16 protein-coding genes are annotated in these 19,596 nt (G+C 71.8%); 10 read left to right on the top strand and 6 right to left on the bottom strand.

Annotated elements, in window-relative coordinates:
* Window positions 1–11: 11 nt before the first annotated feature.
* Complete coding sequence (locus tag BT98_RS0115760) at window positions 12–806, top strand: inositol monophosphatase family protein (RefSeq protein ID WP_019462359.1); 795 nt, start codon at window positions 12–14, stop codon at window positions 804–806.
* Window positions 807–848: 42 nt separating this feature from the next.
* On the opposite strand, the gene BT98_RS0115765 is transcribed toward BT98_RS0115760, so the two are convergent.
* Complete coding sequence (locus BT98_RS0115765) at window positions 849–1,028, bottom strand: hypothetical protein (RefSeq protein WP_019462360.1); 180 nt, start codon at window positions 1,026–1,028, stop codon at window positions 849–851.
* 279 nt (window positions 1,029–1,307) lie between these two features.
* Between BT98_RS0115765 and BT98_RS0115770 the strand changes: the two genes are divergently transcribed.
* From BT98_RS0115770 to BT98_RS24650, 4 genes are all read left to right on the top strand, one after another.
* Window positions 1,308–3,188 (top strand): extracellular solute-binding protein, encoded by a 1,881-nt coding sequence (locus BT98_RS0115770; RefSeq protein WP_027297274.1) that lies wholly within the window; start codon window positions 1,308–1,310, stop codon window positions 3,186–3,188.
* Between the two features lie 9 nt (window positions 3,189–3,197).
* Window positions 3,198–4,298: a microcin C ABC transporter permease YejB gene (locus tag BT98_RS0115775; RefSeq protein ID WP_027297275.1), complete on the top strand. Its 1,101-nt coding sequence runs from the start codon at window positions 3,198–3,200 to the stop codon at window positions 4,296–4,298.
* Window positions 4,299–4,360: 62 nt separating this feature from the next.
* Entirely contained in the window at window positions 4,361–5,392 is a 1,032-nt protein-coding gene (locus tag BT98_RS0115780; protein WP_019462363.1) for an ABC transporter permease, read from the top strand.
* Between the two features lie 11 nt (window positions 5,393–5,403).
* Window positions 5,404–7,062 carry an ABC transporter ATP-binding protein gene (locus BT98_RS24650; RefSeq protein ID WP_019462364.1) on the top strand — a complete coding sequence of 553 codons (1,659 nt, stop codon included), beginning with the start codon at window positions 5,404–5,406 and terminating at the stop codon, window positions 7,060–7,062.
* Window positions 7,063–7,346: 284 nt separating this feature from the next.
* Here the strand turns inward: BT98_RS24650 and BT98_RS0115790 are convergent, their stop codons facing one another.
* Window positions 7,347–7,757, bottom strand: a complete 411-nt coding sequence (locus BT98_RS0115790) for a MarR family winged helix-turn-helix transcriptional regulator (protein WP_027297276.1) — start codon at window positions 7,755–7,757, stop codon at window positions 7,347–7,349.
* A gap of 116 nt (window positions 7,758–7,873) precedes the next feature.
* A complete protein-coding gene (locus BT98_RS0115795) occupies window positions 7,874–9,307 on the bottom strand; it encodes a leucyl aminopeptidase family protein (RefSeq protein ID WP_019462366.1) in 1,434 nt (477 codons plus the stop codon).
* A gap of 346 nt (window positions 9,308–9,653) precedes the next feature.
* Between BT98_RS0115795 and BT98_RS0115800 the strand changes: the two genes are divergently transcribed.
* The 5 genes from BT98_RS0115800 (at window position 9,654) to BT98_RS24660 (ending at window position 15,778) form a co-directional block, all read left to right on the top strand.
* Entirely contained in the window at window positions 9,654–10,793 is a 1,140-nt protein-coding gene (locus BT98_RS0115800; protein WP_019462367.1) for a glycosyltransferase family 4 protein, read from the top strand.
* Window positions 10,790–11,992, top strand: a complete 1,203-nt coding sequence (locus BT98_RS24655; protein ID WP_019462368.1) for a glycosyltransferase — start codon at window positions 10,790–10,792, stop codon at window positions 11,990–11,992. Before BT98_RS0115800 ends, BT98_RS24655 begins: the two co-directional genes overlap by 4 nt.
* Window positions 11,993–12,188: 196 nt before the next feature.
* Window positions 12,189–13,169, top strand: a complete 981-nt coding sequence (gmd, locus tag BT98_RS0115810; RefSeq protein WP_019462369.1) for a GDP-mannose 4,6-dehydratase — start codon at window positions 12,189–12,191, stop codon at window positions 13,167–13,169.
* A gap of 5 nt (window positions 13,170–13,174) precedes the next feature.
* Window positions 13,175–14,170, top strand: coding sequence for a GDP-mannose 4,6-dehydratase (locus tag BT98_RS0115815; protein WP_019462370.1), 996 nt, complete (start codon window positions 13,175–13,177; stop codon window positions 14,168–14,170).
* Between the two features lie 174 nt (window positions 14,171–14,344).
* Window positions 14,345–15,778 carry a glycoside hydrolase family 28 protein gene (locus BT98_RS24660; protein WP_081798621.1) on the top strand — a complete coding sequence of 478 codons (1,434 nt, stop codon included), beginning with the start codon at window positions 14,345–14,347 and terminating at the stop codon, window positions 15,776–15,778.
* Between the two features lie 352 nt (window positions 15,779–16,130).
* Here BT98_RS24660 and BT98_RS0115825 read toward each other — a convergent pair whose 3' ends face one another.
* The 3 genes from BT98_RS0115825 to BT98_RS0115835 are packed head-to-tail and all read right to left on the bottom strand — an operon-like array spanning window position 16,131 to window position 19,505.
* Window positions 16,131–17,555: a M20 family metallopeptidase gene (locus tag BT98_RS0115825; protein WP_026033430.1), complete on the bottom strand. Its 1,425-nt coding sequence runs from the start codon at window positions 17,553–17,555 to the stop codon at window positions 16,131–16,133.
* A 40-nt stretch (window positions 17,556–17,595) separates the two neighbouring features.
* Complete coding sequence (locus tag BT98_RS24665) at window positions 17,596–18,477, bottom strand: ATP-binding cassette domain-containing protein (RefSeq protein WP_019462373.1); 882 nt, start codon at window positions 18,475–18,477, stop codon at window positions 17,596–17,598.
* A complete protein-coding gene (locus BT98_RS0115835) occupies window positions 18,477–19,505 on the bottom strand; it encodes an ABC transporter ATP-binding protein (protein ID WP_019462374.1) in 1,029 nt (342 codons plus the stop codon). The genes BT98_RS24665 and BT98_RS0115835 overlap by 1 nt, the downstream gene beginning before the upstream one ends.
* Between the last annotated feature and the right edge of the window lie 91 nt (window positions 19,506–19,596).

Raw genomic sequence — 19,596 nt, forward strand, 5'->3', positions numbered from 1 at the left:
CGGTGCCCGACATGCCCGTGCTTCCCGAGAGCTTCGTCGCCGCCGCCCAGGCGGGGGCCGACCTGGCGGGGGCGGCGATCCGGCCGCTCTTCCGCTCGGCGCTGCTGGTGGAAGCCAAGGGCGACGCCAGCCCGGTGACCGAGGCGGACCGGCGGGCGGAGCTGGTGCTGCGCGAGCACCTGCTGGCGGAGTTTCCCGAGCATGGGGTGATCGGGGAGGAGCATGGCTCCGTGCGGCCCGGGGCCGAGTGGGTCTGGGTGCTGGACCCGATCGACGGGACGCGGGCCTTCGTCACCGGGCGGCCGCTGTTCGGCACGCTGATCGGGCTGCTGCACCGGGGCAGGCCGGTGCTGGGGGTGATCGACCAGCCGGCGACGGGGGAGCGCTGGACCGGGATCGCGGGGCGGCGGACGGAGTTCCGCGGCGGCCTCGGCGGGACGGTGGGGTGCCGGGCCTGTCCGGCGCTGTCGGCGGCGGAGCTGGCGATGACCAGCCCCACGATCTTCCGGCCGGAGGAATACGCGGCGCGGGATGCGCTCTGCGGCGCCGTGCGGCGGGTGAGCTGGGGCGGGGACTGCTACAGCTATGGCCTGCTGGCGCTGGGGCTGATCGACGTGGTGGTGGATTCCACGATGAAGCCCTGGGACTGGGCGGCGCTGGTGCCCATCGTGGAGGGCGCGGGCGGGCGGATCACGGACTGGCACGGGCGGCCGCTGTCGCTGGAAGGCGACGGCACGGTGATTGCCGTGGGGGATGCGGCGCTGCTGTCGCAGGCGGGGCGCATCCTGGGTTCATCGCCCGGTTGATGCCGGCCCCGGCCCCATGGCGGGACCGGAGGGTGGCTGCGTTCAGGCTTCCCAGCGGCGGCGGGAGCGCATGCGGTCCACCGCCTTCTTCGCCTTTGCGTCGAGATGGGCCAGGAGCTCGTCCGGCGAGCGGCGCAGGCGGTTCAGCCCGTTGCGCAGCATCTGGCCGCCATTCTTCACGGCGTCGCTGAGGCTCTTCGTGGCAGGTTGTTCCTCGGCCATCGGGGCACTCCTATGATGTCTCCGCCGGGGCTCGGCGGCGGGTTCAGGGGGGTCGGGATGGTTGGCTGGCCCGGCGATGTCCCCTGGCGGGGGAATGGCGCCGTGCCAGGATGGAACATTGCAGTGCGGCATTCGGTTTCGGGGGCGGATGAAATTCCTCGCCACGCCGCCGGTGCCCGGCGGCGCCCCCCTCCCTGGAATCCCCTTTGGGGGCGAATGACACGATATGCCATGCGGGGAGAGGTTGAGGGCGGGGCGGGAAAGCCGCATCTTCCCGCGATGTTCAGACGAGACCTGCTCGCCACCGCCCTGACGACCGCCGCCCTGCCGGGCCTGGGGTCACGTGCCGCCCTGGCCCAGGGCGCGGCGACCCCCTCCCCGGCCCCCGCCTCCGGCGCGGCGGTGCGGCGGGTGCATGGGCTGTCGCTGCTGGGCGATCCTTCGCTGCCGCCGGATTTCGCGCACTGGCCCTGGGTGAACCCCGAGGCGCCGAAAGGCGGCGAGATGGTGCGGACGGCGCTGGGTTCCTACGATTCCTTCAATCCCTTCATCCTGCGCGGCACGTCGGCGGTGGGGATCGGGCTGCTCTACGAGACGCTGCTGATGGACAGCTCGGACGAGGCCAGCGCCGCCTATGCGCATCTCGCGAAGCTGGTGGAGGTGCCGGCGGACAACCGCTGGGTGGCCTTCGAGCTGCGGGAGGAGGCGCGCTGGCATGACGGGAGGCCGCTGACGGCGGCGGACGTGGCCTGGACCTTCGCCACGATCATGGAGAAGGGGCATCCGCGCTTCCGTGCCTACTGGGCCGATGTGGCGGAGGCGGTGGCGGAGGGCGAGCGGCGGGTGGTCTTCCGCTTCCGCAACGCGGACAACCGCGAGCTGGCGCAGATCATCGGGCAGATGCCGGTGCTGCCGAAGCATTGGTGGGAAGGGCGGGATTTCGCGCAGCCCTCGCTGGAGGTGCCGCTGGGCTCGGGGCCGTACAAGGTGGAGCGCTTCGAGGCGGGGCGCAGCATGGTGCTGTCGCGGGTGAAGGACTATTGGGGCCGCGACCTGCCGACGATGAAGGGGCTGCAGAACTTCGACGTGCAGCGCTTCGAGTATTTCCGTGATCCCACGGTGGCCTTCGAGGGGTTCAAGGCGGGGCAGATCGATTTCCGGCAGGAGAACATCGCGCGTTCCTGGGCCACCGCCTATGATTTCCCCGCCGTGCAGCGGGGGCTGGTGAAGCGGGACGAGCTGCACCACGAGATGCCGGTGGGGATGCAGTGCTTCGCCATGAACCTGCGGCGGCCGATCTTCGCCGACCGGCGAACGCGGGAAGCGCTGGGGCTGGTCTTCGATTTCGAGTGGATGAACGCCAACCTGTTCTACAACTCCTACAAGCGTGCCTATTCCTATTTCAACAACACCGAACTCGCCTGTTCCGGCCTGCCGGAGGGGCGTGAGCTGGAGATCCTGCAACCCTATCGCGACAGGCTGCCGGCGGAGCTGTTCACGCAGCCCTTCAAGATGCCGGTGACGGATGGCAGCGGCAACAACCGCGACAACCAGCGCCGCGCGCTGGAGCTGCTGCGGCAGGCGGGCTGGGTGGTGCGCGACCGGCAGATGGTGAACGCGCAGGGGCAGAAGCTGAGCTTCGAGATCCTGCTGAGCGACGCGACGCTGGAGCGTGTGGCCCTGCCCTATGCGCAGTCGCTGCAACGGCTGGGGGTGGAGGCGAACGTGCGGACCATCGACCTGGCGCAGTACCAGGTGCGGATGGACCACTTCGACTATGACATGACGGTGGAGCTGTTCGGGCAGAGCCTTTCGCCCGGCAGTGAGCAGCGCGATTTCTGGGGCAGCGCCGCGGCGAAGCATGACGGCAGCCGCAACACGCTGGGCGTCGCCGACCCGGTGGTGGATGCGCTGGTGGAGCTGGTGGTGAACGCGCCGGACCGGAAGGAGCTGGTGACGCGCACCCATGCGCTGGACCGCGTGCTGCTGTGGAACTTCTACACGGTGCCTCATTATTTCAGTGACACGTTCCGCATCGCCTGGTGGGACCGTTTCGGACGGCCGCCGCGCAACCCGCGCTACAATATCGGCTTCGAGGGCTGGTGGATCGATCCCGCGCGGGACCGGGCACTGGCCGAGGCACGGCGCTCCCCGGCCTGAGCGGCGCGGATGGCCGCCTATCTTCTCCGGCGCCTGATCCTGGTGGTCCCGACGCTGTTCGGGATCATCCTGATCAACTTCGCCGTGGTGCAGTTCGCCCCGGGCGGGCCGGTGGAGCAGATGATCGCCGAGTTGCGGCGCGGCGGCGGCGGTTCCATCGGGCGGCTGACCGAGGGGGGCGGGAATGCGGAGGTGCGGCCCGCCCAGCCGCAGGGCGGCGGCGAGGGATCGGGCTATCGTGGGGCACGGGGGCTGGACCCGGCGGTGGTGAAGGATATCGAGAAGGCCTTCGGCTTCGACAAGCCGGCGCCGGAGCGCTTCCTGGCGATGTTGAAGGACTACCTGCGCTTCGACTTCGGGCAGAGCCTGTTCCGCGGGCGGCCGGTGATCGAGCTGATCGGGGAGCGGCTGCCGGTTTCGGTAAGCCTGGGGCTGTGGTCCACGCTGATCATCTATCTGGTCTCCATCCCGCTCGGCATCCGCAAGGCGGTGCGGGACGGCACGGCGTTCGATGCCTGGACCTCCGGCGTGGTGCTGGTGGGCTATGCCATCCCGGGGTTCCTGTTTGCCATCCTGCTGGTGGTGGTCTTCGCCGGGGGGTCGTTCCTCCAGTGGTTCCCGTTGCGCGGGCTGGTCTCCTCGGGCTCGGAGAGCTGGCCCTTCTGGCAGCGGGCGCTGGACTATGCCTGGCACATGGTGCTGCCGACCGTGGCGCTGGTGGTGGGCGGCTTCGCCGGGCTGGTGATGCTGACCAAGAACTCCTTCATGGACGAGATCGGCAAGCAGTACGTGCTGACGGCCCGGGCCAAGGGGGCGGGCGAGCAGCGCGTGCTCTACGGCCATGTCTTCCGCAACGCCATGCTGCTGATCATCGCGGGCTTCCCCTCGGCCTTCATCGGCATCCTCTTCACCGGCGCGCTGCTGGTGGAGATCGTCTTCTCGCTCGACGGCCTCGGGCTGCTCGGCTTCGAATCCGCGATCCGGCGGGACTACCCGGTGATGTTCGGCACGCTCTACGTCTTCACGCTGCTCGGCCTCGTCATGCAGATCATCGGCGACTTCGCCTATACCCTCGTGGACCCGCGGATCGACTTCGAGGCCCGGCGTTGAGGGTGGGTGCCGCGCTCCGGGGGGAGGTGGAGCCTCGCCCCGGCCATGGGAGGCCGCCCCGGATGAGTCCCCTGAACCGGCGCCGCTGGGCGAATTTCCGGGCGAACCGGCGGGGCCATGTCTCGCTGTGGCTGTTCGGGGTGATCTTCGTGGTGACGCTGTTCGCCGAGGTGCTGGCGAACGACCGGCCGATCGTGGCGCGGGTGGAGGGGCGGTGGTTCTTCCCGGTGGTCACGGATTATGCGGAGAGCGACATCCTGCCGGACGGCTTCCCGACCGATGCGGACTGGCACGACCCGGTGCTGGCGGCGGAGGTGGCGAAGCGCGGCTGGGCGGTATGGCCGCTGGTGCCGTACCGCTACGACACGGTGGTGCGGGACCTGGGGCGGCCGGCGCCTTCCCCGCCGGATGCGCGGCACTGGCTGGGGACGGACGACCAGGCGCGGGACGTGCTGGCGCGGGTGGTGTGGGGGTTCCGGATCTCGGTGCTGTTCGGCTTCGCGCTGACCTTCGCGGCCTCGGCGATCGGCGTCGCGGCGGGGGCGGTGCAGGGCTATTACGGCGGCTGGGTGGATCTGGGCTTCCAGCGCTTCATCGAGGTGTGGTCGGGGATGCCGCAGCTCTTCCTGCTGATCATCCTGTCCTCGGTGATCGAGCCGGGGTTCTGGACGCTGCTGCTCTTCCTGCTGCTCTTCTCCTGGATGAGCCTGACGGGGGTGGTGCGGGCGGAGTTCCTGCGCGGGCGGAACCTGGACTATGTGCGGGCGGCGAAGGCGCTGGGCGTGTCGGATGCGCGGGTGATGGCGCGGCATATCCTACCTAATGCGATGGTGGCGACGCTGACTCTGCTGCCCTTCATCCTGTCGGGGAGTGTCACGGTGCTGGCGAGCCTGGACTTCCTGGGTTTCGGCCTGCCACCCGGTTCGCCCTCGCTGGGGGAGCTGGTGGCACAGGCGAAGAACAACCTCCAGGCGCCCTGGCTGGGGGCCACGGCCTTCGCCGTGCTGGGGGGCACGCTGACGCTGCTGATCTTCATCGGCGAGGCGGTGCGCGACGCCTTCGATCCGCGCAAGCTGCCGGGGGGTCGCGGATGAGGGCGGGGCTGATGGCCGTGAGCGAGGCCGCGAGCGAGCCCGTGCTGGCGGTGGAGAACCTCCAGGTCGCCTTTCGCGGGGCGCCGGTGGTGCATGGCGTCTCCTTTGACGTGCGGCCGGGGGAGACGGTGGCGCTGGTGGGGGAAAGCGGGTCGGGCAAGAGCGTGACGGCGCTGTCCTGCCTGCGGCTGCTGACCGTGGGGGGGAGCAATCCCTCGGGCCGGGTGCGGCTGGACGGGGTGGAGGTTCTGTCCGCGAAGGAGGGCGAGCTGCGGCGGCTGCGCGGCGGCGTGGCGGGGATGGTGTTCCAGGAGCCGATGACCTCGCTGAACCCGCTGCACAGCATCGGGCGGCAGGTGGCGGAGGCGATCACGCTGCACCGGCCGCTGCGCGGCGCGGCGTTGCAGGAGGAGGTGCGGCGGCTGCTGCGGCGGGCCGGGCTGGCGGCGTTGGAAAGCCGGCTGGACGCCTTTCCGCACCAGTTGTCGGGCGGGCAGCGGCAGCGCGTGATGATCGCGGTGGCGCTGGCCAACGACCCGAAGCTGCTGATCGCGGACGAGCCGACCACGGCGCTGGACGTGACGGTGCAGGCGCAGATCCTGGACCTGCTGGACCAGCTCAAGCGCGAGAGCGGCATGGCGATGCTGCTGATCACCCATGACCTGGGCATCGTGCGGCGCCATGCCGACCGGGTGGTGGTGATGCAGAACGGCGTGGCGGTGGAGCAGGGCGAGACGGCCTCGGTGATCGCCGATCCGCGGCATCCCTATACGCGGATGCTGCTGAACGCGCAGCCGCATGGCGGGCCGGCGCCGGTCGCGGCGCGGGCGAGGATGGTGCTGGATGCGCGCGACATCCGCGTGCGCTTTCCGGTGCGGCGTGGGCTGATGCGGCGCGTGGTGTCGGAGGTGCGGGCGGTGGATGGCGTCTCGCTCGCCATCCGGCGCGGTGAGACGCTGGGCGTGGTGGGCGAGAGCGGATCCGGCAAGACGACGCTGGGGCTGACCGTGCTGCAACTGGAGCGCGGCGAGGGCTCGGTGCGGCTGGAGGGCGAGCGGATCGACGGGCTGGGGCGGCGCGCGCTGCAGCCGCTGCGGCGAAGCATGCAGGTGGTGTTCCAGGACCCCTTCGGCAGCCTATCGCCGCGCATGACGGTGGCGGACATCGTGGCCGAGGGTCTGGCGGTGCACGAGCCCGCCCTGTCGCGGGCGGAGCGCGAGGCACGGGTGGCGGATGTGCTGCGCGAGGTGGGGCTCGATCCCGGTTCGGCGCATCGCTATCCGCACGAGTTCTCGGGCGGGCAGCGGCAGCGCATCTCCATCGCGCGGGCGCTGGTGCTGCGGCCGAAGCTGGTGGTGCTGGACGAGCCGACCAGCGCGCTCGACGTCTCGGTGCAGGCGCAGGTGGTGGAGTTGCTGCGCGAGTTGCAGGCGAAGCATGGGCTCGCCTATCTCTTCATCAGCCATGACCTGCGCGTGGTGCGGGCCATGGCGCACCGCATCCTGGTGATGAAGGATGGGCGCGTGGTGGAAAGCGGCGAAACGGAGCAGGTGATGTCGGCGCCGCGCGAGGACTATACGCGCGTGCTGATGGCGGCGGCCTTCGAGACCTCCCGTGGAGGGCCGCTGGCCGTCCCCGGCGGGGATGAAGCTCCGGCTGTTCCCGGCTGATCCGTCCGGAAGGCTTTTCCGGGAAGCGTCGCGCCTTGCCGCTGGCTGCGGGGGGGGAACTCTGCTCTCCGGCGCGATCCGGCCGCGGCGAGAACCGGCGAAAATGGGTTCAGGGCCCGTAGGGTCCTGGCGGAAAGGCGGCGCATTCCTCCCGGGACAGCGCGGCGCCGGAACGGATCGAGCGTGGCGGGCGGGGAAAGCGCGGGCCGGGGTGTCCTGGCACGGAAGAGCTCCGGCGCGGGCGGCGGCGGTTGGCCGCCGGCCGCCGCCGGGGAAGTCTGACCTCAGGCCGCTACGTGACGCAGGCGGGGATCGGCCACCATCGGCTCGTTGGCCGGGTTGGCGGTGCCGGCTTCGCCGCGCGTCGCCTCGCCCATGATGGTGGACATCTCGCGCAGCAGCGACGTGCCTTTGGGTGTGCGCTGGACCAGCACGCTGCGGCGATCCTGCGGATCGGTCTTGCGGCGGGTCAGGTCGAGTTCGCCCAGACGGTCCAGCGCGCGGGTGATCGCCGGCTTGGACACGTTCAGCGTGGCGGCGAGACCGCGCACGGTATGCGGGCCGTCGGAGAGATAGGTGGTCAGGAAGACGCCGAGTTGCCGGGCCGAAAGGTCGGGGCCATCACGACGAACCAGTGCGACCACGGTGTCGCGCAGGATCTCTACGAGCTCATCTCCGCTGATCTTCGATGACATCAGTTTTTTCCATCCTTCTCTTCTTCTGGCAGCCCCGCACGGGTTCTGGACCCGCAACGGCCGGGACTGGTGATCGCGGCGCCGCAAGCGATGCCGCTTGTGGAACCGTCATGCCCTCATGTCGTTTCGCTTCCGGCATTTTCCCGCTGGGAGAGCCAATCGGCGATTCCGGCATGCAAGGCGCGAAGCGCCTGCGCTTCGCCACCTTCCGGGCGCCCGGGACGGCTGACATCGTTCCAGGCATAGAGATCGACGTGCAGCCAGGGCGTTGCCGCCGGCACGAAGCGATTGAGAAACAACGCCGCGACCACTGCACCGGCCATGGGCCGCGAGGCGACGTTGTTGAGATCCGCGATGGTACTGTCCAACCACGAATCGTAACCGCGCCGCAATGGGAGATGCCACACAGCATCGTGATGCGCGTCGCCGGCCCGCTGCACGATGCGCGCCAGCGCGTCATCGTTGGAGAAGATCGCGGGCAGATCGGGGCCGAGAGCCACGCGCGCCGCGCCCGTCAGCGTTGCGCAATCCAGGATGATCGCGGGCGACTGCTCGGCGGCGAAGGCCAGCAGGTCGGCGAGGACGAGGCGGCCTTCGGCATCGGTGTTGCCGACCTCGACGGTGAGGCCCTTGCGCGTGCGCAGCACGTCCATCGGGCGGAAGGCTTCGCCGGAGATGCTGTTCTCCACGGCGCCGACAAGGACGAGGAGGCGCACCGGCAGGCGCGCGCGGATGATCTGCGCGGCGAGGCCGAGCACCACCGCGGCGCCGCCCATGTCCTTCTTCATCCGCAGCATGCCGGCGGAAGGCTTGAGGTCGAGGCCGCCGGTGTCGAAGCAGACGCCCTTGCCGCAGAGCGCGACGAGCGGGCCGTCCGCGGCACCCTCCCAGCGCAGGATGCCGACGGCGGGCGCGCGCGGGCTGCCGCCGCCAACGGCGGCCAGGGCGGGGAAGCCCTGCCGCAGCGCGTCGCCTTCCACCGTCTCGAAGGCCGCGCCCTCGGCCTCTGCCATGGCGCGGGCGGCGGCGAGGAGTTCGGCCGGGCCGAGATCGGCGGCGGGGGTGTTGATCAGGTCGCGCACCCAGTGGATCAGCGCGGCGGTGCTGGCGGCCTCCCCTGCCCCGGGCGGGGTGACGAGGCGGGCGGGCTCGCGCTTCGCCGGCTTGAAGGCGGTGTAGGCATAGGCGCCCAGGCCCCAGCCCAGCGTGGCGGCGGCGGGGTCGGGACCCTCGCCTTCCAGGTGCCAGGCGGTGCCTTCGGGGAGGTTCCGGGGCAGGTCGCCATAGGTCCAGGGCTCGGCGCGGGCAGCGGCGGGTGCATCGCCGAGGCCGAGCACGGCGCCGGAAAGCCCCTCTGGCCCGGGCAGCAGGGCGATCTGCCCGGCTTTGGCCTTGAAGCCGGAGGCGCGGAGAAAGGCTGCGGCGGCGGGATCGAGCGTGGCGGCGAAAGCCTCCAGCCCTTCCTGCCCGGTGGCGTGCAGCGGCAGGCTGGCCTGGCTGTCGGTGGGCAGCAGGGCGGAAGGCCGGGAAAGAGGCGGTGGAATCATCATGCCACGAAACCGGACTGCTCCGCTCCTTGTTTGAGGTGCTATGTGAGAACGGTTGTATCCGTCTCACGAATGACCTTCGCTCGTGAAGGGCAAATCGTGCAATTTCCGGCCACCCGCCGGTTATTTCACTCTCGGAAACACTGCGATACTTTGTAACGCGTTTCCCGAGCGTCCGGCGTGCCGGGAAATGGAATTCCGGCGTGGCCATGCTGGGCTACGGGATGGGATTCCAGGCATCGGGGAGCCGGGCGATTCGGATAATGGGCCAGGGGCGCTTCCGAGCCCCCGGCGGCGCGGGGTCGCGAGCCGTCTTTGCAGCCCGGGCGCGGGATGATAGGCGCCGGGGGTGATCCATCTCCTCCTCTGGTACTGGGGGCGGCGGGGCGGCGGGGCGCAGCACACGCTGAACCTGGCGCGGGCCCTGGCGCGGCGGCCCGATATCCGGCTCGGCCTGTCCCTGGCGGACCGGCTCGAGGCGCTGGACGCCTTCCGCACGCTGGATGCCGATCTGGAGGTGGTGCGGACCTTTCGTGGCGCACCGGGTGCCCTGGCCGGGCTGGCGCGGCTGCCTTCGATGCGCGGCGGGCTGGTGGCGCAGGCGCGGCGGATGCGGGCGGACCTTGTGCTGTCCGCCATGAACCATGTCTGGACGCCCTTCGTGGCCCCGGCCCTGCCCCGGGCGGGCATCGCCTATGTGCCCTCGGTGCACGATGCGCGGCCGCATCCGGGGGACCCTTCCCTGCTCTGGGACTGGCGGCTGCGGCAGGAGCTGGAGGCGGCGCGGGCGGCGGTGGTGTTCTCCGAGGCGGTGGAGCGGGAGGTGGCGGCGCTGCGGCCCGGCCTGCCGTTGCTGCGCCTGCCGCTCGGCGTGCCGGTGGAGGTGTCTCCGGGACCGGAGGCCCTGGCCGGGGGGGCCGTGCCGGGGCGGTTCCTCTTTTTCGGGCGGCTGCGGGCCTACAAGGGGCTGGACCTGTTGCGCGATGCCTTCCGCCTGCTGCGGGAGCGGCATCCGGAGGCGACGCTGCGCGTGGTGGGCGAGGGCGATGCGGAAGCCTGCGCGCCGGGGCTTGCCGCCCTGCCGGGCGTGGTGGTGGAGCCGCGCTGGGTGGCGGATGCGGAGATCCCGTCCCTGCTGCGGCAGGCCTGGGCGGTGGTGCTGCCCTATCGGGAGGCCAGCCAGTCCGGTGTGCTGTCGCAGGCCCTGGCGCTGGGCGTGCCGGTGGTGGCGACGCCGGTGGGCGGGCTGGCGGAACAGTTTGGCGCGGAGAGCGGGGTCGCGCCCCGGGCCGCCCCTGGCGTGGTGGCGGAGGCGGCGGAGGCCCCTGCCCTGGCGGCGGCCATGGCGCGGCTGCTGGAGCCGGGGGCGCGGGACGGGTTCTCGCGCGCCGCGCTGGCGGCGGGGGCGGAGCTGCGGGACTGGGACGGGCAGGCGGCGCTGCTGGTGGAGGGCCTGCGCCGGCTGGGCTTCGGACGGGACATGGCATGAGCCCGCTGCACCGGCTGTGGCAGGCGCTGCCGCGCGGGCTGCGGCGGGAGGCGCTGTTCGGCGGGGCCGCGCTGTTGGCGCCGCGCCCGGCGCGGCCGGAGCCGCAGGGCGCGGGGCCGCTCCATGTCGCGGGCTATCTGGGCGCCGCCACGGGGCTGGGCGAGGGCGCTCGGATGATGCTGCGGGCGATGCGGGAGGCTGGGCTGCCGGCGGCGGGGATCGACCTGACCGCGGCGCAGCGGCAGGGGCCGCCCTTGCCGGAGCGGGAGATCGATGGGGGAAGCCTGTTGCCGGGCGCGGTGCCGGAGGGGCCGGGGACCATCGTGCTGCATGTGAACGGGCCGATGCTGCCCTGGGCGCTGCTGGCGCTGGGGCGGCGGGCGGTGGCGGGCAAGCGGCTGATCGCCTACTGGGCCTGGGAGCTGTCTGCCCTGCCGGCGGACTGGCGGCGGGGCTATGGCGCCTGCCACCGGATCTGGGCGCCGAGCCGGTTCTGCGCCGAGGTCTTCGCCCGGCCCATGGCGGGGCGGCCGGGCTTTCCGGCGCCGCTGGTGGTGCCGCACCCGCCGCCGCGGCCCGATCCCTCGGCGCTGGGGCGGGCGGATTTCGGGCTGCCGGACGGGGCCTTCGTCGGGCTGAGCATCTTCGACGCGACGTCCTCCCTGTGGCGCAAGAACCCGATGGCGGCGATCGAGGCGCACCGCCTGGCCTTTGGGGATTCGCCGGAGCATGTGCTGGTGCTGAAGACCCATGGCACGGCGCGGGCGGGCGAGGCCTGGGCGGAGGTGGCGCGGGCGGCGGCGGCGCGGCCGAACGTGCGGGTGCTGGATGCCGCCCTGCCCCGGCGCGATCTCTGGGCGCTGACCGCCTGCTGCGACGTGCTGGTCTCGCTGCACCGGGCCGAGGGCTATGGGCTGACCATCGCCGAGGCCATGGCGCTGGGGCGGCCGGTGGTGGCCACGGGCTGGTCGGGCAACGTGGATTTCATGGCCGGGCCGGGGTGCTTCGCCGTGCCCTGGCGGCTGGTGCCGGCGCGGGACCCGCAGGCGACCTATGACCTGCCCGACGCGGTCTGGGCCGAGGCCGACGTGGCGGCGGCGGCGGTGGCGCTGCGGCAGGTGGCGGGGGATACGGCGCTGCGGCACCTGCCCCCGGCACGGCTGCCGGTGCCGGATTACCGGGCCGCGCTGGCGGGGTGATCCCGCAGGGTCCTGACGGACGGGGGTTGGGGAAGACGGAGCCTTGCCCCCGAGACACGATGGAACCCATGACGGGCGGCGAGCGGGAAAGCGCGGGGATTTGCGCCGTTGCCGGCACAACCGGACGGCGAACGATCTGGCCAAGCGGGACGGGCACCGCTAAAGCGCGGCTTGTATCGTTTCGAGGCGGGGGACCATGCCGAAAGCGTTGATCACCGGGGTGACGGGCCAGGACGGCGCCTATCTCTCGCAGTTGCTGCTGGAGAAGGGCTACGAGGTCTATGGGCTGGTGCGGCGCTCCTCCTCCTCCGACGTGGTGGACGAGCGGCTGCGCTGGCTGGGGATCGCCGGGCAGGTCCGGGTCATGGACGGCAACCTGATCGACATCAGCTCGCTGATCCGGGTGCTGAACGAGGTGAAGCCGGACGAGGTCTATAACCTCGGCGCGCAGAGCTTCGTGAAGACCTCCTGGAACCAGCCGCTGCTGACCGGGCAGGTGACGGCGCTGGGGGCGAACAACGTGCTGGAGGCGGTGCGGCTGGTGGCGCCGCAGGCGCGCTTCTACCAGGCCTCATCCTCCGAGATGTACGGGCTGGTGCAGCACCCGATCCAGAGCGAGAAGACGCCGTTCTATCCGCGCAGCCCCTATGCGGTGGCCAAGCTCTACGCGCACTGGATGACGGTGAACTACCGCGAGAGCTTCGGGCTGCACGCTTCCTCGGGCATCCTGTTCAACCATGAGAGCCCGCTGCGCGGCATCGAGTTCGTCACCCGCAAGGTCACGGACGGGGCGGCGCGGATCAAGCTGGGCAAGGCGACCGAGCTGAAGATGGGCAACCTCGACGCCAAGCGCGACTGGGGCCATGCCAAGGACTATGTCCGGGCGATGCACCTGATGCTGCAGCAGGAGGTGCCGGACGACTACGTGGTCGCCACGGGGCGCACCACCACGGTGCGCGACATGTGCCGGATCGCCTTCGGGCATGTCGGGCTGGACTACGAGGAGTTCGTGAAGGTCGATCCGGCCTTCCTGCGCCCGGCCGAGGTGGACCTGCTGCTGGGCGATCCCTCCAAGGCCAAGGAGAAGCTGGGCTGGGCGCCGGAGATCAGCCTGGAGGAGATGATCAAGGAGATGGTGGACGCCGACCTGTTCCGCCACCGCTCGCGGATGGGCTGAGGCCGGTGTCCGGCGCGGTTCCGGAACCCGTCTCCCCGGGACGTATTCCGGGGCGCATCCTCGTCACCGGGGCGGGCGGCTTCGTCGGGGGGCACCTGCTGCCGGTGCTGCGGCGGCATTTCCCGGCGGCGCGGCTGATCGCCGCCAGCCGGGATGGCGGGAAGCACGTGCCCGGGGCGGACGAGACGCTGGAGATGGACCTGCTCGGCGGGGACCTCGCCGGGCGGATGCGGGAGGCGGCGCCGGATGCGGTGCTGCATCTGGCGGCGCAGGCCTCGGTGCCGGTCTCCTTCCGCGACCCGCGCCTGACCTGGCGGACCAACCTGGACGGAACGCTGGCGCTGGCCGAGGCGGTGCTGGAGGCGTCGCCGGCGGCGCGCTTCGTCCATGTCTCCTCGGCGGAGATCTACGGGCTGTCCTTCCAGGCGGGGGTGCCGCTGACGGAGGAGGCGCTGCCGCGCCCGGCCAATCCCTATGCGGCCTCGAAGGCGGCGGCGGACATCGCCATCGGCGAGATGGCGCTGCGCGGGCTGAAGGCGGTGCGGATGCGGCCCTTCAACCAGACCGGGCCGGGGCAGTCGGACGGCTTCGTGGTCGGCGCCTTCGCGCACCAGGTGGCGCGGATCGCGGCCGGGAAGCAGGAGCCGGTGATCCGCACCGGGGCGCTGGACCGCTGGCGCGACTTCCTGGACGTGCGGGATGTCTGCGAGGGCTATGCGCTGGCGCTGGCGGCGGAGTTGGCTCCGGGGACGGTGATCAACCTCGCCACCGGGGCGCCGCGCAAGGTGGGCGACATCCTGGAGGCGCTGCTCGCCCTGGCCGGGGTGGAGGCGCGGGTGGAGCAGGAGGCGTCGCGGCTGCGGCCGACCGATGTGGAGCGCACCGCGGGCGATATCGGCGCGGCGCGGCGGCTGCTGGGCTGGGCGCCGCGCATCCCGTGGGAGACCACGCTGGCCGACATGCTGGCGGACTGGCGGACACGGGTGGCGATGGAGGGCTGAGCGGCTTTCCGGGCCGCTCACAGGTAGGCGGGGCGGAAACGCGCCCTGCCCCCGGGAAGGTCACGCGAGGCTTGTACCGGGGCATGCGGTGGCCGGGATGCCGGGCGTCCGAAGCGGTGTTTCCAGGGGATCGGCAAGTGATCTAAGCAGGCAACCTCGCACCGAGGTTGCCCGATGCATCGTCTCGTCCCGTGCTTCCTGCCCCTTGCCCTCGCCCTGCTGGCCGGCACGGCGGGGGTGCGTGCCCAGGGGAGTGCCCCTGGTGGCGTTTCGGGGGAGGCCCGGGTGCCGGGCGTCCTGGCGAGCCATAGCTGCGACCCGCTGAAGCATGGCGCCCGGGGCGACGGGACCACCGACAACACCGCCGCGATCCAGGCGGCGATCGATGCCTGCTCGGCGCGCGGCGGCGGGCGGGTGAGCTTCGGGGACGGGGTGTTCCTGACCGGGCCCCTGGCGCTGAAGGACCATGTGACGCTGGAACTGGCGCGCGGCACGCGGCTGCGCGCCGTGGCGCAGGCGGACCGCTTCACCTGGGCCTTCATCGGACGCCCTTTCCGGCCGCACGAGGCGCTGATCTCCGGCGTGAATGTCAGCGATGTCGGCATCATCGGCGAGGGCACGATCGACGGCCAGGGCGCGGAGCTGTGGTGGCCGGCGGCGGTGGCGGCGCGGGAGGCGATGCGGGCTGGGGTGAAAAGCTGGGGGCCGGGGATGGAGAAGGTGCCGGCGGGCAACGGGCTGCCGCGCCCCTGGCTGATCGAGTTCTACAATGCCCGGCGGGTGCTGCTGCGCGGGGTCCACCTGACCAACGCGCCGATGTGGACGGTGGCGCTGCGCTATTCCGAGGATGTGGTGCTGCGCGATGTCCGCATCACCAACGCGCCGGATTCGCCGAACACGGATGGCGTGGACATCGTGTCCTCGCGCAAGGTGTCGCTGTCGAACCTCGGCATCGACACGGGCGACGACGGCATCGCCATCAAGGCCGGCCTGCCAGGCCCCGACATGCCGAAGCGTGCGGCGCGCAACATCACCATCAGCAACGTGCGCTTCGGCCATGGGCACGGGCTGGCGATCGGCAGCGAGCTGGCGCATGGCGTGGAGCATGTGCGGATCAACGGCGCCCATTTCACCGGAACGCAGTACGGCATCCGCATCAAGGCCGGGCGGGACCGGGGCGGCGATGTCGGCGACGTGCTGGTGCGGCATGCGCGGATGACGGATGTGGCGGTGCCGCTGTCGATCGACTCCTCCTATCCGGGCGAGCCCCGGGACGCGGCCCAGGCGCCCGGCCCGGGGGCGGTGGCCGTGGCCACGCCGGCCGCCCGGGCGGAAGCGCCGGTGACGCCGCTGACGCCGCGCATCCATGACGTCACGATCCAGCACCTCTTCGCCAGCGGCGCACGGCGGGCGGGGCTGCTGGCCGGCCTTCCGGAAGCACCGCTGCGCGACATCCGGCTGCAGCATGTCAGCATTGCCTCGCGCGGCGAGGGGATGGTGCTGCGCCATGTCGAGGGCAGCTTCAGCGGCGTGAAGATCACCGCCGCCCGGGGGAAGCCGGTCGAGGAAGGGCCGAAGACCCAGGTGGCGGTGCTGGAGACGCCCTGAGGCCCGGTTTCCAGGCGTCGCGCCCGTGTCCGGCCCCGGGGGAGGCGCCGCCTCCCCCAGTCCCCCTCCGCTGGGGGAATAGTATTCCCCCAGACCCCGCCTTGAGTGGGCACCAGGTGGCAAGGTCGGTCCGTTCTCCGGTCCCGGAGAGCAGGTGGATCGGCGGGGCTCCCGAAAGAAAGACTACCATGTCTGTGCATGTGGCGCACGCAGTCGCCGGAGAGCCTGGCTCTCCGGCGCGATCCGGCGTCAGCGGGGGCCAGCGAACCGGGTCCAGGGCACGCAGTGTCCTGGCGAAGTGGGGGTTTGGGGGCGAGGCAGCGCCTTGCCCCCAAGGGACCGCGCCGTGCGGTCAGCCTTTGGCCATGTCCAGCGGCGGCGGGATCTCGGCGGGGATGGGGCTTTCGTAGCGTTGGCCTTCGAGGCGGCGGGCGAGGTCGGCCTTGGCGCGGGCGATGAGATCCGGGTTTTCCAGGGCAGCCGTGGCGGTGGCGGCCATCACCTTGGCGGCGTGGATCATGCCCTTGTGGGCGTGCGGGCTCTGGCCCTGGGCAGTGAGCTGCCAGGAATGGAAGGGCGTGCCGGTGGCGCAGGTGGCGCCGTGGGCCTGCACCGTGGGAACGACCCAGGAGACGTCGCCGACATCGGTGGAGCCGACGGCGGGCTTCCGGGGCGCGTCGAGCGGCACGATGGTGTCGCAGAGGTCCATCGACGGGTCGAAGGGCAGGCCGGCGCTGCGGAAGGCGGCGCGGATGTCGCCCTGGTCCAGCGTGGCACGGATGGCGGCGGCGTAGGCACGGTCGGCCTCGTCGAATTCCGGCGGGCCGAGGCGGTCGAACTCGGCCTGCATGGCCTCTTCCAGCGGGCGGTTGCCGACGAGGTTGGAGAAGGCGCTGACGACCTTCACCGCCAGCGTGGTTTCCGTCATCAGCGCGGCGCCCTGGGCGATCTTCCTCACCCGCTCGAACAGCGCGCGCATGCCGGCGACATCGGTGTTGCGGATGGCGTAGCGGACCTTGGCGCGCGGCTGCACGACATTGGGGGCGATGCCGCCGGCGTCGAGGATGGCGTAGTGGACGCGGGCCTCGCTGTTCATGTGCTCGCGCATGTAGTTGACGCCGACATTCATCAGCTCGACGGCATCGAGGGCGGAGCGGCCCAGTTCCGGCGCGGCGGCGGCGTGCGAGGCGCGGCCGGTGAAGGTGAAGTCCACGCGGGTGTTGGCGAGCGCGATGGCGGGGGCGACGCCGGCAAAGGAATCCGGGTGCCAGGTGATGGCGATGTCGGCGTCGTCGAAGAGTCCGGCGCGGACCATGAAGGTCTTTCCGGCGCCGCCTTCCTCGGCGGGGCAGCCGTAGTAGCGGACGCGGCCCTGGATGCCGCGCTCGGCCAGCCAGTCCTTGACCGCCGTGGCGGCGAAGAGCGCGCCGGCGCCGAGGAGGTTGTGGCCGCAGCCATGGCCGGCGCCGTTCTGGCCCTCGACGGGCTTCGGCTCGGCGATTCCGGCCTGCTGCGAGAGGCCCGGCAGGGCGTCGTATTCGCCCAGGATGGCGATGACGGGGCCGCCCTCCCCGGCCTCCGCCATGATGGCGGTGGGAATGCCGGCGACGCCGGCCTCGACGCGGAAGCCCTGCTGCTCCAGCGCCTCGACATGCGCTGCGGCGGACCTGCGTTCGGTGTAGAGGGGCTCGGGCGTTTCCCAGACGCGGTCGGCAAGGGCGATCATCTCGTCCCGCTTCGCGTCCACGAGTTGCCAGATGCGCGGCGTGTTGCGCATGTCGGGAGTCTCCTCGGTCAGGGGCGTCGGCGTGCCGTCGTCATGGCGATGCGGCGGGTGGCTGTCCAGGCCCGGGGGCCGGGCGGGCGGCATGGGAAGAGGCGTGGAAGGGCGAGCGGTCAGGGTCCGGGTCCGGCATGGCCGCGAGGAGCATGCGGGCATAGTCGCTGGCGGGGCTGCGGAAGACGGTCTCGGTGTCGCCTTCCTCCACGAGCTGGCCGCGGTAGATCAGCGCGACGCGGTCGCAGATGTAGCGGATCACGCCCAGGTCGTGGCTGATGAAGAAGTAGGTAAGGCCGAGCTGGGCCTGGAGCTCGTGCAGCAGGTTCAGCACCTGGGCCTGCACGGAGACGTCGAGGGCGGAGGTGGGCTCGTCCAGGATCAGGAAGTCGGGCTTCGTGGCCAGGGCGCGGGCGATGCCGATGCGCTGGCGCTGGCCGCCGGAGAATTCGTGCGGGAAGCGCGAGAGGTGCTGCGTGCCGAGGCCGACGCGCTGGAGGAGTTCCGCCGCGCGGTCGAGGCGGCCGCGCCCGTCGAGGCCCATGCGGTCGCGGTGGATCTCCATCGGCTCGCACAGGATGTCGCACACGCTCATGCGCGGGTTCAGCGAGGCGTAGGGGTCCTGGAAGACGATCTGCACGCGGGCGCGCAGGCTGCGCATCTCGGCGGGCTTCAGCGTGGCGAGGTCGGTGCCGTCGAAGAGGATGCGGCCGGCGGAGACTTCCTCCAGGCGGAGGATGCAGCGGGTGAGCGTGGTCTTGCCGGAGCCGGATTCGCCGACCAGGCCGAAGCTCTCCCCCCGGCGGACGGAAAGCGAGACGTCGCGCAGGGCGCGTACCTCGGCCGCGGCGGTGCCGAGCAGGCCGGCGAGGCCCTTGCGGGCACCGCCATAGGTCTTGGTGACGTGTTCGATGCGGAGCATCAGGCGGCCTCCTCCCGCGTGCGGGCGGCGACGAGGCAGGCGGCCTCGTGATGCGGGCCGAAGCGCTCCATCGGCGGCAGGGCGGCGTCGCAGGCGGGCTCGGCCCAGGGACAGCGCGTGGCGAAGCGGCAGCCGCGCGGCGGGGCGATCAGGTTGGGCACGGTGCCGGGCAGGCCCTGGAGCTCGCCGCGCTTCGTGCCGGCGGTGGGGACGGCGGCCATCAGCGCGCGGGTATAGGGGTGGACGGGGTGCTTCAGGACCTCGCGCACCGGGCCGGCCTCGGCGACATTGCCGGCGTACATCACCGCCACATGGGTGCAGAGCTGCGCCACCACGCCGAGATTGTGGGTGATGAACAGCACGCCGAGGCGGTGCTCGCGCACGAGGTCGTGGATCAGGCGCAGGATCTGCGCCTGCACGGAGACATCGAGCGCCGTGGTGGGCTCGTCGGCGATCAGCAGGTCGGGGCGGCCCACCAGCGCCATGGCGATCAGCACGCGCTGGCGCATGCCGCCGGAGAACTGGTGCGGATAGTCCGCGAGGCGCGCGGCGGCGTCGGGGATGCCCACCTCCTCCAGCGCCTCCACCGCGCGGCGGCGGGCGGCGGCGCGCATCGCGCGGCGCGAGGCGCCGGGGGCGAGGCCCAGCAGCGCGGGATCGGCGCGGCCGGCATGGAGCGCGACATCGGTGATCTGCGTGCCGATGGTGAAGGCCGGATTCAGGTTGGTCGTCGGGTCCTGGAAGATCATGCCGATGCGGCGGCCGCGCAGGGCGCGCATCTCCTCCTCGCCCGCCCTGAGGAGGTCCCTGCCCTCGAAGCGGATCTCGCCCCGGATGTAGCGGGCCGGGGGCGAGGGCACGAGGCGCGAGACCGACAGGCCGGTCAGCGACTTGCCGCAGCCCGTCTCGCCCACGATGCCCCAGATCTCGCCGCGTTCGACGGTGAGGTCGATGCCGTTCAGCACATGCGCCTCGCCCTCGAAGGAGCGCATCGCCAGGTGCAGGTCGCGGATTTCCAGCAGCGCCATGGTTCAGGTCGTCCTTGCTGCCCTTGGGGAAGGCTCTGCCGGCCTTCGGCGCCGAAGCAGTGCTTCGGCCCCCAAACCCCATCCGCCAGGC

The organism is Roseomonas mucosa ATCC BAA-692 (assembly GCF_000622225.1).
GTDB classification, from domain to species: Bacteria; Pseudomonadota; Alphaproteobacteria; order Acetobacterales; family Acetobacteraceae; genus Roseomonas; species Roseomonas mucosa.